10 protein-coding genes are annotated in these 16,011 nt (G+C 28.1%); 4 read left to right on the top strand and 6 right to left on the bottom strand.

Annotation, left to right across the window (positions count from 1 at the left end; genetic code table 11):
- Positions 1-444 precede the first annotated feature (444 nt).
- The 6 genes from F811_RS0102225 to ileS form a co-directional block, all read right to left on the bottom strand.
- Positions 445-1,608 carry a helix-turn-helix domain-containing protein gene (locus F811_RS0102225; RefSeq protein WP_020003661.1) on the bottom strand — a complete coding sequence of 388 codons (1,164 nt, stop codon included), beginning with the start codon at positions 1,606-1,608 and terminating at the stop codon, positions 445-447.
- Position 1,609: 1 nt separating this feature from the next.
- Positions 1,610-2,284 (bottom strand): DUF5986 family protein, encoded by a 675-nt coding sequence (locus F811_RS0102220; RefSeq protein ID WP_020003660.1) that lies wholly within the window; start codon positions 2,282-2,284, stop codon positions 1,610-1,612.
- Between the two features lie 150 nt (positions 2,285-2,434).
- Positions 2,435-5,230, bottom strand: a complete 2,796-nt coding sequence (locus tag F811_RS0102215; RefSeq protein WP_020003659.1) for an Eco57I restriction-modification methylase domain-containing protein — start codon at positions 5,228-5,230, stop codon at positions 2,435-2,437.
- Between the two features lie 1,208 nt (positions 5,231-6,438).
- The gene (darG, locus tag F811_RS0102210; RefSeq protein WP_020003658.1) at positions 6,439-7,488 is read right to left on the bottom strand and encodes a type II toxin-antitoxin system antitoxin DNA ADP-ribosyl glycohydrolase DarG; all 1,050 of its coding nucleotides are present in this window, start codon (positions 7,486-7,488) and stop codon (positions 6,439-6,441) included.
- Positions 7,489-7,493: 5 nt separating this feature from the next.
- Complete coding sequence (locus tag F811_RS0102205; protein WP_020003657.1) at positions 7,494-8,126, bottom strand: DarT ssDNA thymidine ADP-ribosyltransferase family protein; 633 nt, start codon at positions 8,124-8,126, stop codon at positions 7,494-7,496.
- 309 nt (positions 8,127-8,435) lie between these two features.
- The gene (gene ileS, locus F811_RS0102200; RefSeq protein ID WP_020003656.1) at positions 8,436-11,207 is read right to left on the bottom strand and encodes an isoleucine--tRNA ligase; all 2,772 of its coding nucleotides are present in this window, start codon (positions 11,205-11,207) and stop codon (positions 8,436-8,438) included.
- 177 nt (positions 11,208-11,384) lie between these two features.
- Here ileS and F811_RS0102195 point away from each other — a divergent pair, with 177 nt between their 5' ends.
- The 4 genes from F811_RS0102195 (at position 11,385) to F811_RS0102180 (ending at position 15,165) form a co-directional block, all read left to right on the top strand.
- Positions 11,385-12,251: a HindIII family type II restriction endonuclease gene (locus tag F811_RS0102195; protein WP_020003655.1), complete on the top strand. Its 867-nt coding sequence runs from the start codon at positions 11,385-11,387 to the stop codon at positions 12,249-12,251.
- The gene (locus tag F811_RS0102190) at positions 12,248-13,180 is read left to right on the top strand and encodes a DNA-methyltransferase (RefSeq protein WP_020003654.1); all 933 of its coding nucleotides are present in this window, start codon (positions 12,248-12,250) and stop codon (positions 13,178-13,180) included. Before F811_RS0102195 ends, F811_RS0102190 begins: the two co-directional genes overlap by 4 nt.
- A 1,132-nt stretch (positions 13,181-14,312) precedes the next feature.
- Complete coding sequence (locus F811_RS0102185) at positions 14,313-14,738, top strand: hypothetical protein (RefSeq protein ID WP_020003653.1); 426 nt, start codon at positions 14,313-14,315, stop codon at positions 14,736-14,738.
- 172 nt (positions 14,739-14,910) lie between these two features.
- Positions 14,911-15,165: a hypothetical protein gene (locus tag F811_RS0102180; RefSeq protein WP_008722815.1), complete on the top strand. Its 255-nt coding sequence runs from the start codon at positions 14,911-14,913 to the stop codon at positions 15,163-15,165.
- The last annotated feature ends 846 nt before the right edge of the window (positions 15,166-16,011 follow it).

Genomic DNA, 16,011 nt, shown 5'->3' with positions numbered 1-16,011 from the left:
TGCACCTACCATCCCACTACTCGCCGTAGGGGCATTCCGCACGGCAATGCAACCACTTACGGATAGTACAATGTACGTGCGGCTGATTACCCAACCTCAAAAAATAAATAAAATAACTAAAAACCCAACCCCAAACTCAAAGACTAACCAAGAAATAATATGTAAACTTTTCTTTACAATCTATTGCGCCCGCCCGCCCATCCTATATAGTTAAACAAACATTTTTAACAAAATAAGCCAGAAAATATGAATTTTTTTAAGACAACGAAAAAAAGCGGACTTTCCCAACCCATACAAGCTAGCCATTTGAAACACTCGCCTAGCTACGCACTCCCTACGGTCGGGGGCATTCCCGCCTACGAGCTGTAGCACCAACCCGCACGGCAACGCAACCCATTAAGGATAGTACAATGTACGTGCGGCTGATTACCCAACATCAAACAATTAATTTTTATTTATATTATTTTCATCTATGATTTTTTCAACTTCTTGATTTACTGATAATGTACCTTCTTTTAGATTTAATAATTTTTCAATTTCTTTTGCATTCATAGAAATATTATTATTTGAAAATTCTTTCATCAACTCTTTAGCAGGCATAATATGAGTAAGTATCAAATTTATAGAATCAATTAATAAAGTAGGTTCATATATGCCTAATAATTCATCATAAGGTTCTTTTTTCAAGATACCTTTTTTGTTCATTATTTTAATAGTATTTTGATATTGTGTATTTGTTATTAATCCAAGATATTTTGCTCTATATAACATTGCTCCTATTGAAACTTTCCACTTACTTTTCAAATGAATGTAAAATTCTAGTCTATTACCACCTTTTTTAAAATCTTTAATAAATTCATCTTTTGGCAATAAAAAAGATGAAGCAAAATAATTGGCTTCTTCCTCTTTTAATTTATATTCTTCTCTTGATATACTTTCAATATCTTCACTCCATTCATGCAACAATATATGACCTAATTCATGTGCCACATCAAATTTATTTCTAGGGAGTGAGTCTTTATTTTTTGATAATGCTATTAAATATATACTATTATTATCTATATCAACTAAATGACTAAATGCATCTATATCATTAGTGGATGTTTCAAATTTAGTTACTATTATACCATTTTCTTCAACTACTCTTATAATATTATCTATTGGATTAGTACCTAAATTCCAATAATCTCTCACATTTTGGGCTATATTCTCTATATCATTTTTTGATAAATTATTTTTATATTTAATACTAGGTAAATTTAATTTAGGAAAATTAATGTATTCAAATAAAACATTACAAATTAATCCCAAATGTTCCATTTTTACAATTTGTTCTACCCTATATTTCTTAGTAGTTTTCATTAAAGATCTAAAATAAGTAGTTTTTGAATCTATATTAACATTATCTTTTTCATAAAAGTATTGTATAGGAAAATTTAATTCTTTTGATAATAAAAAAATTTTTTCAAATGGAGCATTTATTTTATTATTCTCATATAGTGAAAAAGTTTGTTTACTAATATCTAATTTTTTCGATATATCTTCTACAGTTAAACCATTATATAAGCGAGCTTTTTTTATTCTATTTCCATTAATAATATTTTCCATTTTATTTGCTATTACCTTTATCGTCTTTTTTCAAATATTTATCTTTTATACCAACAATAGGCTTATTATTTTCTGGTCTAGTAGGTACATTATCGGGTAAATCAGGTTCTATAGATGTCATTTGAGGATCTATATAATCTAACAAATTCAATTCCTCTATTACCTCTCCACTAGGAGCTAAAATGTAAGCTGATAAAAAATTTACATCTCCATTTAAATAATCAAATACAATAAGTATATGATTATCTATATTTTTTGCAATAATATCTTTTATTTCATTATTTTTTTCTACAACCTTATCATCTTCAATATAATCAAACAATTCTAGTTGAATATCTAAATCTTTATTAAAATATGTATATGCCTGTTGATACATACTTATATGCTCATGATTATTCTTAATTTTAAGAAATTTCTTTTTTTTCATAAAAGTTAATATCGATTCAGTAATTTCAATATAACAAGATACATATTTCCATAAATAACTTTTCATATTATATGATTCAAATACTTTAGATAAATTAAGATATAATTGACTCCATAAAATATTATGATAAGCATTATCAAGATTGTTTTTTTTAAAATCTTTACACTTTTCTTCTGCAGTTTCCATTGCATCAATCATTGATTTATAAATATAAGGTACAATATTTTTAGGTAATTTTTCTAAAATCATAATTATTATCCTCTATTTTATTTAATAATATAAAATATATTACTATTTTTTTATTTTTTGTCAAGTATACTACCTTATTTATTTAATTAAAACTATTATCCTATACTTGATATAATTTTTTATAAAATAATATAGCTATTTCATCAAATTTTATTTACTACCATCAATAATCCTTCTTTCCTCATCATTTAAATTATAAATAGAAAATATCAAATTATCAAGTTGTTTTTCACAAGCGGAAATTTGCCTATTTAGCATATTTAAAGAATTAGGATTTTTTTCAGATAATATTTTTTTATTTAGAATTATCATAGAGTCAACTAATTCTATAATTTTATTATATTTTTCTTTTTCTTCTTTTTTATCTAAATCTATTTTATATATAGGTAATTCATTAATATGATATGCTTGTATCTCTGGGAATATATCTTCTTTTTTAGTAGTAAAATATTTTTTAAAGAAAAAGTTTAACAATTTAGAATTAAGTAAACCCAATATATATTTTAAATTATAATCTTTTGAAATCAAAGAATATAAATTTTTTATAAAATAATAATTTTCATTATCATAAGTAGCTATTAACTGATTTGCAACTCTCCTAATTAAAATCTTTTCTACTTCTGAAAATAATTTTAATCTTGATACTTCTTTGTGATTTTCTAAACAATATGTATTCTCATATGCTATCTGATATTTTGAAACTTCTTCACCTAGTAAAGTTGGTATGCCTGATTTATTTTCTCTAATGTCTTTTTTACCAATTTCCATACCTCTTTTTAAACTGCATATTTCTGAAACTTTAACACTTATTGATAACATTTTATTAATAATATTTATTTCTTCTTCTGAAACTATTGTATTAAAAATTATATTTGGAAAATTATAAAACATATTTTTATCCATAGTTTTTATAAATGTAACATCTTTATTTGGATAATAGTCATATATTTTTATATCTTCTTTTTTATCATCTTTTGAAACTAGAAAAACTATACACTCGGTACTAACATTTTTAAAAGCCTTTCCAACTTCTACTAATTGTTTAATATTATATTTTAAAAATAATTTTCTTACTTCTTCACTATCTATATTAAATTTTAAAAATCTAGGAACGATGAAACTAACTAAACCATTTGATTTTGATAAATAAGATATAGATTTTTCTATAAAAAGACTGTATAAGTCAATTTGACCTTTACATACAGAATATCTATCTTTAAAATAATCTAGCTGTATTTTATCTAATAAATGTATTCTTACATACGGCGGGTTGCCTATCACCACATCGAAACCGCCACCTTTAAAAACGCTTTTAAACTCCTCCTCCCAATCAAAACAATTTATTTTATACTGCGTCTCCTCGTCAAAATCAAGCACCGACTGGCTCTCGTAAAAATCATTACCTATTAAACTATTACCGCACTTGATATTATCCTCCAATGACGGTAAAGCCCGCTCATTAAATAAATCCTGATTGTTCTGTATTGACGCTGGACTCTCTCCCTCCAAACACTTCATAAGAAGCGATAATTTAGTTACCTCAACCGCATTGCTGTCTATGTCCACCCCAAATATATTGTTGCGTAATATCTGCTTCTTTATCCAAATTGTCAAATCCCCATTCTCTTTTATTACATCTTCTTTCGACCCCTTAAACTTCGCCCTGTCCTTTATCTTATTATAATATTCAATATGATAATTAAGTAAATATTTATACGCCCCAAGCAAAAAACTTCCGCTACCGCAGGCAGGATCCAATATCTTTATATTCGCAATCTCTTCTGGCTTCTTACCCCTTATAGCCTCCCCAACCGTGTTCTCCACTATATAATCAACTATATACTCAGGCGTATAATACACCCCTCCAGCCTTACGCACCTCTGGTTTTAATTCTATCTTCGCACTATGATTCCTCCCTATAGTGATAGTCTTACCCAAAAACTGCTCATAAGCATTCCCCATTATCTCAACCGATATCACAGAAAACTCATAAGGACTCAAAGGATAATAAAGCTCATTAATAATCTCCTTTATCACCTTATTGTCAATCTCTATATTACCGCTTATACTGTCTTTAGCAAAATCAAAAAGCCCCGAATTATATTTACCGTCAGCCCTTTTAAAAATCCCCAAAAGATTATTATAAAAATTCTCATTCTTACTCTCGCATGTCCTTTTCAAATCCCCATACTCTTCAATGCCTCTGTCCTCAGCCGCCCTCAAAAATATAATCCTGTCAATAATCTGCTGAACCGCATAATTCAAATCCCTTACAGACAAATCTTTGTTTAATTTAGATATATTAGAAGCAAGTTTAGTACGCAGATTGTCAAGCGTGCTTAAAAAATCAATATCAACGCTTTCAGTACCCTTTTTGTTTGAACTCCCCGCAATATATTTTTCAAGCGAACCCTGCTCAATACTCTCTTTATTAAGTATCTCATAAAGAAAATCAAACCTTTTTAAATAATCCTCAAAATGAATATACTCAATCCTAGCAGTAGAAGCCTTATCATTTATGCTAGGCTTTCTAGTGCAGTCATAAATAGCAAGCTCCTCAAAATCAGTGAGGAAACTGATTCCGAGTTTAGCACTCCAGCCATACCTCCTAAGCTGAAAAGCAGGCAAACTGTCCTCTTTAAGATTAACCCCGGGCTTTTTCGCCTCCACAAAGAAAACCCTGTTCCCCCCAATACGAAAAGCATAATCAGGAGCCTTTGTCTCTTTACCCACTTTGAGCTTATCCTCATGAATAACATCTCTATAAGTCTGCGATTTACCCGCCCTGTTAGCCACATCCCAACCGAACGCCTCAAAAAACGGATCCAAAAAATCCCTTCTAGTCTCCGTTTCATTATAATTTTTGTTAGTATACTGATCCTTATTATTCCTAAACTTACTAACTAACTCTTCAATTTTTTTGTACGCTTCTTCTTTACTTAGCATAAAAACCCCCAATCATTTTTTAATAATTTTATTATATTACAAACTCAAATAATATAACTTATAAACTTTGTATTATACCAATTTTTTAAGTTTGTCAATTTTTTCATTCAACTTTTTCCCGCCGCAAAAAGTTGCAAAAAGTGCAAGTCTAAAAAATAATACTAATAGTACTAATTATGTTTTATATATAGAATAAATTATTAAATTTAACCGAAATATATCCTTTTTGCTTCTTTGTGGCACGCCTGCCTACGGCATACAAAGTGAGGCGGACAGCTTCCAAAAGAAGTGGGGTTACCGAAGGCACTCAGAGCAGTCACGACTATGTGCTTCGCGGCTAGTCCCCATAAATACTAAAAATTTATTTTTTGACAAACTATATTTGTTTAGGTATATATTGATTAAAAATACTTAAACCTAAAAATTTAAAAGCATAAAAAACAATATACACTTTTTTATATAGTATACAAAATTTTACTTAAATATTCAATGAAAGATATTATTTTTTATAGATTATACAACTGATATAAAAAATATAATTAACATAATTATTATAATAGTTTAAAGTGCTACGTTTATCTATAAAATAAAATCCCCCCAAATTATATTTTTATCTACAATACACCCAAACTGCACATTTTGCAACTACTCGCCTAGCTTCCGCAGTATTCGCCATACGGGCATTCCGCACGGCAACGCAACCCCTTACGGATAGTACAATGTAAGTGCGGCTGATTACCCAACATCAAAAAATAAACTAACTAAAAAGCTAACCCAGAAATATAAAAACTAACACAGAAATAATTTTTTAAAAATTTACCTTATAACCCACCCCCTGACCGAACGAAGTGAGGAAATACCTGAAGGGTACGCCCTTATTATTAAACAAACATTTTTAACAAAATAAGCCTGCAAACAGTAACTTTTTTAGAAAAAAACGAAAAACTACGAGCCTAGCTACGCACTCCCTACAGTCGGGGGCTTCCCGCACGGTATCGCTTTCTCTTACCAAACGCCCCCTGTACGTGCTGCTGAATATACAACGATCATCATAAAATATTTTTTGAAAATTTACCTTATTACTAATATAAAACACATATTTTGTAACTAGATATAATAAGCAAAAAACATTATAAAACTATCAGTAAATAAAAACAAAAAATGAGAATTGCATCTTCATTATTTTAATCATTTTATAAAAAATATTATTAATTAGAAATTAAAGAATACCCTAACAATCCTTTTAATATTATATTTGTATTTAATAAATAGTTAATAGAATTTAATATATCTTTTTCCTTGAATTTTCTAGACTTTTCTTTTGAAAATTCCCAATTTTTAAAACCATTTATTATATCTTCTTCTATAGTAAAATTATAATCTTTTATCAATACCATTATGGTTGTTAAACATTCTAATTCACTATTTGATTCTATATTATTAACATATTCAGATGATAATTTTATAGCATTATCAATATTATTTAACTCATTTTCTATTTTTTTACTTACTATTGTTTTATAAATTTCATCACATAAAACATTATAATCTTTTATATCATAATAAAGCATATATTCATTAATTTTTTTATTTACGATCTCTATATCATGAGAATATGGACCATATTTATATGCTTTAAAATCAAAATAATCCTTTCTATAAAAATAATTAAAAAAATAACAACTTTTCTGAAGTCTAATATATGTTTTATCTTTAACATTATAATATTTTAATAAAGACTCTATTTTACTAACTACATAATGAGATAATGATAAAGTAGGAGCTTTTTTAGGTTTTAAATTAGTTTGTATATTTCCAGCAGGTTCATAAACAATTACTTCAATTTCTTCTGATAAATCATAAAAAGATGACTCTATTTCCTTTCTTACATCTTCCCAATTAAGTCCACCATTTCCAGAACCTAAAGGAGGAATTGAGATAGAATATATTTGTTTTGATATTATTTTATTGATTAAATCTGATAAACCTAATTTAATATACTCCATTTTTGAAGGAAGCCTCCATTTATCTTTTGTAGGAAAATTTGCAATTATTTTACCATCTTCTTCAAACAAAAAAACTTTTCCTATGGCAAGCTGACCTGTTTTACAAGCTTTTATATATGCTTTTTCATTTTCAGGATAAGCTTTTTTAAATTGGTAAGCCAAACCCTTACCCATATAGCCTTCACAATTAACTGTATTAACAATACATTGAGAATCTGTATCTAATATATTACCTGTTTTATATATAATCATAATTTTTAAAACCAACTAGGACTAATATCGACAAAAAAGCTATATTTTTTTAAATTTTTAGTATGAAAACTATATTGATTATCTTTTTTGATAAATCCATATTTTAATAAAATTCCACCTATTTTATTAAAACTTTCATTATTTTTTACTGTAATGGAAGTAATTCCTATTATTGGTATTTTACCATAAAATAGACATTCTGCCATACATGCATTTTTTATATCTTGATTATTATAATCTCTGTTATCACTATCTATTATATCCCACTCTATTAAATTAAATCCATCATCATAATTAAATAAAATATTATCATAATTAGCAAGTTTATTAGATAATGGATGGCATGGTATTATTTTAAAATTATGATTCCTAGCTATTGTTCTTTTTATACATATATAAATAAAATCAGTAGTTTTATATTTCTTTTTTATAGCCCCATCAAATGGTGTATTAATAAAAAAGTGAAATGGTACATAATCTAATAAATTATATTTATTTCTTCCGTTTAATATTTCATTATCAGCAACATCAATATTAGGCTTTATTTTACTTCTAGGAAGTAATCCATTTTTTACTATAGACTCAAAATTATCTATAGCTGTTAAATGATATATAAGTTGTCCTGTTTTAGCACTCATATATAAATAACCTTTCATTCTGTAGATTATATGCAATTATACTATAAATAAAATATATTAAAACTTTATATAATTCATATTATAAAATTTTAATTAAAATTACGCAATATATAGTTCCTATTCCTAATAAAAAGGACAGCCATATTCATAGCCGCCCTTTTATTTTTTTTAATAATATTTAACAAATTAATAATAAAAATATTTGAATTAAAAAATGCAGTCTTTTTGGTTCTTTGGGTCACCAAAAGAACTGGGGTTTGGGGCAAAGCCCCAATTAAAATATTAATTTTTTTAAATATTCAAATATAATTACCTCACTGCCTCAGCACATCTAGTACATAACTCTTTATGCTCGCTGTCTTCGCCTACACTCTCATAATGTCCCCAGCAGCGAACGCATTTTTCATGGCTTGCTTTCTCTGTCTTAACAAATGAAACGCCGCCTTCTATAAATGTATCGTCCTTGCTGTCAGAAATTGTTACTTTACTTACAATGAATACTTCGTTTAAATATTTTTCATATTTTGTAAGCAAGTCTTTTGATGATGACTCTTTAGTGCATATTGTTATATAAGCCTCTAAAGATTTACCTATAGTGTTGTTGTCTCTAGCTCTTTCAAGAGATAATAATACATCATCGCGTACTTTAAGAAGTGAAGCCCATTCTTGCTCCAACTCTAAATCAATTAAACTATCATCAGCTTTAGGATATAATTCCAAATGTACAGAAGAAGTATTTTCTCCTTTGTAGTATCCCCAAACCTCATCAGTTGTGAAAGGAAGTACAGGAGCTATAAGTTTAACTAATACATCTAATATTTCAGCAAGTACAGTCTGAGCACTTCTTCTTGAAACAGAATCTTTTCTGTCGCAGTATAATCTGTCTTTTATAATGTCAAAGTAAGTAGCAGAAAGCTCAACTACGCAGTAATTAATAAGTCTTTGATAGAATAAATGAAACTCATAACCCTCGCAGGCCTTATCAGCAACTTTTATAAAGCTATGAAGTCTTGATAATGCATATCTGTCTACAGGAAGCAAATCTTTAACTTCAACTTTATCTTTAGACAAATCAAAATCAGAAATATTTCCAAGCAAATATCTGAAAGTATTTCTTATTTTTCTATAATTGTCAGCAATAGCTTTCATCATATTATCACCAACACGTGCATTGTGGGTAAAGTCTTCACTTATACACCAAAGCCTTAATATATCAGCACCGTATTTGTCAATAACTTCTAAAGGCGAAACAACATTACCAGCACTTTTATGCATAGCTCTGCCTTGTTCATCTAAAGTCCAGCCATGAGTAACAAGTTCTTTGTATGGAGGAATTCCTCTTATAGCCATAGAAGGCCAAATTGAAGCTTGGAACCAGCCTCTGTATTGGTCGCCTCCCTCCAAATATATATCAACAGGGAAAACTCCATCCAAATCTTTATTGGTTTTCTGTGCTGCAAAAGATGATACTCCAGAATCAAACCAAACATCCAAAATATCTTCTTCTTTACCAAAGTCAGAAGAACCGCATTCGCATTTAGTGCCTTCAGGAAGTAAGTCTTTAGGCTCTAATTCAAACCATACATCCATTCCTTTAGTTTTTACTATTTCAGCAAAATGTTTAGTAGACTCTGCAGTAAGTAAAGTTTTTCCGCAATTTTTACAATAGAATGCAGGTATAGGAACACCCCAAGAACGCTGTCTTGATAAACACCAGTCTGGACGATTTTCAAGCATCTTTCTCATTCTGTCATGTCCCCAAGTAGGATACCATTTAATATTATCTAAAGATTTAACAGTTCTTTCATCTATGTTGTCATGCTTCATATCCATAAACCACTGAGAAGTAGCTCTGAATATCAAAGGATTTTTACATCTCCAGCAAATAGGATAACTATGTGTAACTTTCTCTTTATAGAATAATGAGCCGTTATTTTCAAGTATTTCAATAACTTTAGGGTTAGCGTCTCTCACTTTCATGCCCTGCATTTCTGGAAACTCGCTTGTATATCTACCAGCCTTATCTACTGGGCAATATATATCAAGTCCATAATTAACGCCTGTCTGATAGTCTTCCATACCATGACCTGGAGCAGTATGAACAACACCAGTACCAGCAGTAACCTCAACATAATCAGCAAATACAACAGCAGACTTTCTGTCCTTTATAAATGGGTGAGCTATTTCAAGTTTTTCAATCTCTTCTATAGATATAGGAATCATATCTCTGCCTTCTGCTTTCATGTCTTTTTTGCCAAGAACAGTGTCAACTAGGCTTTTAGTCATTATTGCATATCTTCCGTCTATTTCAACAGCAACATAATCTAAATCTCTATTGAAAGCACAAGCCATATTTGAAGGAAGTGTCCAAGGAGTAGTAGTCCATATCATAACATCAACATTACCGTTTAGTTTATCATTGATTTTATTTAATACTGGAAATCTCACATAAACACTTGTAGAAGTATGATTATCGTCATATTCTATTTCAGCAGCAGCCAATGCAGTTTCACAGTCCATACACCAGTGAATAGTTCTTAAGCCTTTATATATATATCCTTTCTCTACAAGTTTAGCAAATACTTCAACTATTTCAGATTCATATTCAGGCGACATAGTAAGGTAAGGATTTTCCCAATCACCCATAACACCAAGTCTTTTAAACTCTTTTCTTTGAATATCAATATATTTCTGAGCATAAGCACGGCATTTTTTTCTCATTATAAATTTAGAAGTTTCTTTATATTTATCTCCCAAACTTTCCTGCACCTTTAATTCTATAGGCATACCATGACAGTCCCAGCCAGGAACATAAGGCGAATCAAACCCTTTAGCAGATTTATACCTTACAATAATATCTTTAATAATTTTATTCAATGATGTTCCAATATGAATGTCTCCATTCGCATAAGGCGGTCCATCATGTAAAATACATTTAGGAGCACCTTTTCTTAATTCTCTAAGCTGTTGGTAAAGTTTTTCTTCGTCCCATTTTTTTATTATTTTGGGCTCTTTTTCCTTCAAACCTGCTTTCATAGGAAAAGCGGTTTTAGGCAGATTGATAGTAGAACTATAGTCCATCTTAATTTTTGCTCCATTAATTAGATTTTCTTAAATAAAATTTTTATTATTTTATAAAGATATACAATTTTATACTATAAGAGAGAATTTTACAAGTTTTTATTTATCCTTAATTTGATATATATGTTGACAAAAATAGTAATAAATATATATTTAAAAATAATTTAAGAGGAATACATGTTTTATAAATTAATTGATGAAATAAATAAATTAAAAGAGCTAAAATTTGATGAAATATCTAAGAAGCTAGAAGATATTATTTTTAATACGGATAATTTTTTAGATATAATATATAATATAGGAATAATACCAGAATCAATAGGTCATGACACTACTGAAGAAAAAGCTTTTTCAAAGTTATCTGATATAGTTTTAGCTAGAGCTTTTAGGGAAATAGGTCTTGATTCTGATGTTTTAAAAACAAGAGGAAACTCAGCAGATGTATATGCCGAATCTAAAATACATAAATATTCTTTAGTAGCTGATGCTAAATCTTTTAGAATGAGCAGAACTGCTAAAAATCAAAAAGATTTTAAAATTGATGCTCTTTCTAAATGGAAAAAAAATGAAGATTATGCTATTTTATGCTCTCCATATTTTCAATATCCAAGAAAAAAAAGTCAAATTTATAAACAATCATTAGAAAAAAATGTATGCTTACTAAGTTGGGAACATTTAATATTTTTAATTGAAAATAAAATTAAAGAAGATAAATATCTAAATTTAAAAAATATATGGAATTTTGGAAATTTATATTCAGAAAAAATTTCATTGAAAGATAGCGAAAACAATTTTTTTGATAATTTTAATAAAAAATTTTGCATAACTATAAACATTGATAATGCCAAGCTTAATAATACATTAATTAATCAAATAAATATAATAACAAACAGATCAATAGAAGAAAAATCATATTTAGAAAATGAAATAAATACAATAAAAAATTATACTAAAGAACAAGCAATATCAAAATTGATAAAATCTCAAAAATTAGAAGATAGAATTAAGCATATAGACGATTTTATAAAAAAGGTTCAACTATGAATATGATAGATAAAATAATATGCGGTGATTCAATAGATATAATGAAATCTATAGATAGTGAAACTATACACGCTATTATATCAGATATACCTTATGGAATATCTTATGAAGATTGGGACGTATTGCATAATAATTCTAACTCAGCTTTAGGAGGTTCATCAAACGCCCAATTAGAAATGGGTACTTTATTTAAAAGGAGAGGAAAGCCTTTAAATGGATGGAGTGAAGCTGATAAAAAAATACCTTTAGAATATCAAGAATGGTGTTCTTCTTGGGCTTCAGATTGGCTTAGAGTTTTGAAACCAGGAGCAAGCTGTTTTATTTTTGCAGGAAGAAGATATGCACATAGATGCATAGTAGCACTTGAGGATGCAGGTTTTACATTTAAAGATATGCTTGCTTGGGAAAAAAATTCTGCTGCTGCCAAAGCTCAAAGATTATCTGCTATATATGAAAGAAGAAATGATATAGAAAATTATGAAAAATGGAAAGGTTGGAGAGTTGCCAATCTAAGACCAATATTTGAACCTATATTGTGGTTTCAAAAACCATATAAAATAGGTTCTACAATAGCAGACAATGTAATAAATAATGATGTTGGTGCTTGGAATGAAGAAGCAATAAAAAAGTATTGTATAAATCATAAAAACAATAATTTTTTTGACAATATAATAAAAGTAGATATAACCAAATATGATTCTGGTATGCATGTTAATCAAAAACCTGTAAAATTAATGGAATTATTAATATCATTAGTAACAAAAGAGAATGCTACTATTTTAGATCCTTTTGTTGGATCAGGGACTACTTGCGTAGCTGCTAAAAATACGAATAGACATTATATAGGTATAGATATAAATACAAATAATATAAATATAGCAAACAAACGATTATTAGATGAATGCTGTCAATTTAATTTAAATTTATAATATTATTTAATAATAACAATATAATTTTTTTTTAATGTATTTAATTAAATTTATATGTAATTCTAAAATAAAATATCATAAATGCCAATAAAGATATACAAATCTTTTTAATATTTATTTATACAAAAAACAAATATTTACTAATGGCATAAAATAATTTGAATTTAAAAAATAACACAAAATAGAAGCAAAGCACTAATTATCAAAATAAAACACCAAAAATATAAATGTCTCAAATATAATTAAATTTTAAAACTTTTATTACATTTCTACCCTTTAATATTTAAGTTTATTTTGAAATTACAATCTAAATTTATTTTATAATTAAATTAGAAAATAAAGCACCCGCCCAAGTCTTTATTATATTTATAGATTTTACAAACGCTTCAAAGCCTTGTTATTGGAGGGAGATATTCTTCCCAAAATAGTATGAAACAATACTAATAATCAAAACGCTTCAATTCCTTGCATTTGAGTGAGAAATATTAATAAAATAAGTATATAAATGTTTGACAAAGTTTTTATTTAATGAATATATTATAAACTTTTTTTTTCGCCGCACACCATACTTAACAGTACTTCCTTTGGTCGCAGGGGGAATTCATCAAAGCTGCAAAAAAAGACTTGGGTCTTGAAGGTTTAGAATTAATAAAAGTTTAGCAGCTTATTCTTAGTTCATGCAATTTAATTTATTAATAATTTTATATTTTAATATCTAGCTAGCTATTAAATATAAGAATTATATAAACATCAATTATATTTAGAGTTTTATTTATAATTTTTTTCAAACGCTTCAAATCCTTATCATTAGAGGTAAATAATTTTTCTAAAATAGTATGAAACAATACTAATATTCAAAACGCTTTGAAACCTTGTATTTGAGTGGGAATTATTTATATAAATTAGTACTAAATCTTCTATACTTGATAAACTTTTATACGCGAGGATATAGCATAAAATTGTAAAAAAATTCAATTTTATACTTGCTATTTGTTTAAAATAATATATAGTGTAATAAATTTAAATATAAATTTAATTTAGTATTATAAATTTAATAATACATTTAAAAATATTTAAATTAAACAGGATATAAATGTCTTTAATGATATTTATAATTAAAAGGAGTTTTACTATGAGTAAAAAAATTTCAACAATCTTTCTAACCCTATTTTTAGTAGGAGTGTTATCAGTAAGCTGTTCTAATAAGGACACAACATCCCCAAAAGGCATAGAACAGTATAACGGCAATACTTATGTATCTACAGAAACTGTTGATGCCAGTAAAGCTGGAGGAAGTACTACAGATTATTTATGGATATCAGTTAAAGATGGTAAAGCTTGTATGATAAATCAAGCTAGTGATAATAATGCACCTACATTTCCTCCAGAGAATTATTTTACTGTAACAGGTTCTGGCACTGATTATAGTTTTTCTGTATACGATGGACAAGTTGTGGGTACTTTCAAATTTTCTTCTGATGGTTCTTCTGTAACAATTAGATTTACAAAAAATCCTTTTTTCCCTACAGATAAAGACGTAGTTTGCAATAAAAAATAATAATTAATCATATTAAAAATTAAAAGGCTTTGCTTGTATTTTCAGGTGAGGCCTTTTATTTTTATACAATTTTTTATATTTATACAAAAAATAAAATTCTTAAAAATTATGACAGTTTTTGTCGCAAACATACTGTATAATTAAAACATAACAAAATTAAAGGAGGCTTTTTATGGCTCAAAACTTTTACTGCGAATACTGCGGTGCTAAATATTCTTCAATAGCTTCACTTACTAGCGGTTATTGTCTCAAACACCCTAATGGCCCTAACAAGGGTAAGCATAAACTTTATGAAGGTGGTGAAAAGTCTGAATATTTTTGTAAGTATTGCGGAGCTAAAAACAAATCTTTACAGTCATTAGTAAATGGTTATTGTCTCAAACATCCTAATGGCCCTAACAAAGGAAAGCATGCACCTGCTTTATAATAAACGCACGGTAAACAAAACTTTAAAATATAATTAAATACTGTTTTATCTTTTTACTAAAATAATTATACAAAATTAAGCGTGCGTTGAACAACGTTCTTAAAAATGATAAAAGCTTGGGTGGGGGTGCTTTTACAGTGAGAATATTATAAAAAACAGGTATTAACAAATTATAGTAACGCAATAAAATTTTAGAGGGCGGGGAGTGTAAATAATTTTTTTGAATTTTATTTTCACTCTCCACCCTTTAGATTTTCTAATTAAATATAAATTTTTCAATATATACTTAATATTTTATATCTATATAAAAAGAGTATATCGCTCTAGAGTTTTTTATTTATTGTTTTATATACCTAAACAATTATATTTTGTCAAAAGTAAAGTTATATTTTTGTTTTGATATCTGGGGCTTTGCCCTTACGAAGTACACAGCGTGACCGCTCTGCGCCCTACTTATTTTGGACGCTGTCTGCCTCGCTCTGCGTGCCGTAGGCAGGCGTGCCACAAAGAAGCAGGCACAGCCCGCAGTAGCGAAAGGCTACATTTGGGCTTTAATTTACTAAAGCTATCTTACATGTAACACAACTTTAGTATTATTTAGTACTAATTTTTTACACTTGCACTTTCGCCGTAGGCGTACTTCGTATGGTTCTTTGACGAAGTCCGCCTGTGGCGTGCGGCAGGAAAAAGAACAACAAAAAATTTATAAACTTAAAAATTTTCAGTATATACCTAAACAATTATAATTTGTCAAAAATAAGGTTGTATTTTGTTTTTAATATATGGGGCTTTGCCCCATACCCCAGTTCTTTTGTTGACACAAAGAACCAAAAAGACTGCATTTTT

The sequence above is a fragment of the Brachyspira innocens ATCC 29796 genome (genome assembly GCF_000384655.1).
Lineage (GTDB): Bacteria > Spirochaetota > Brachyspiria > Brachyspirales > Brachyspiraceae > Brachyspira > Brachyspira innocens.
Note: the sequence above shows the minus strand (reverse complement) of the source record. Positions and strands in the feature narration are given on the sequence as shown.

Coding starts and splice junctions, on each gene's coding strand:
- F811_RS0102225 (WP_020003661.1), bottom strand. CDS start 1,608: ATGGAAAATATTATTAATGGAAATAGAATAAAAAAAGCTCGCTTATAT.
- F811_RS0102220 (WP_020003660.1), bottom strand. CDS start 2,284: ATGATTTTAGAAAAATTACCTAAAAATATTGTACCTTATATTTATAAA.
- F811_RS0102215 (WP_020003659.1), bottom strand. CDS start 5,230: ATGCTAAGTAAAGAAGAAGCGTACAAAAAAATTGAAGAGTTAGTTAGT.
- darG (WP_020003658.1), bottom strand. CDS start 7,488: ATGATTATATATAAAACAGGTAATATATTAGATACAGATTCTCAATGT.
- F811_RS0102205 (WP_020003657.1), bottom strand. CDS start 8,126: ATGAGTGCTAAAACAGGACAACTTATATATCATTTAACAGCTATAGAT.
- ileS (WP_020003656.1), bottom strand. CDS start 11,207: ATGGACTATAGTTCTACTATCAATCTGCCTAAAACCGCTTTTCCTATG.
- F811_RS0102195 (WP_020003655.1), top strand. CDS start 11,385: ATGTTTTATAAATTAATTGATGAAATAAATAAATTAAAAGAGCTAAAA.
- F811_RS0102190 (WP_020003654.1), top strand. CDS start 12,248: ATGAATATGATAGATAAAATAATATGCGGTGATTCAATAGATATAATG.
- F811_RS0102185 (WP_020003653.1), top strand. CDS start 14,313: ATGAGTAAAAAAATTTCAACAATCTTTCTAACCCTATTTTTAGTAGGA.
- F811_RS0102180 (WP_008722815.1), top strand. CDS start 14,911: ATGGCTCAAAACTTTTACTGCGAATACTGCGGTGCTAAATATTCTTCA.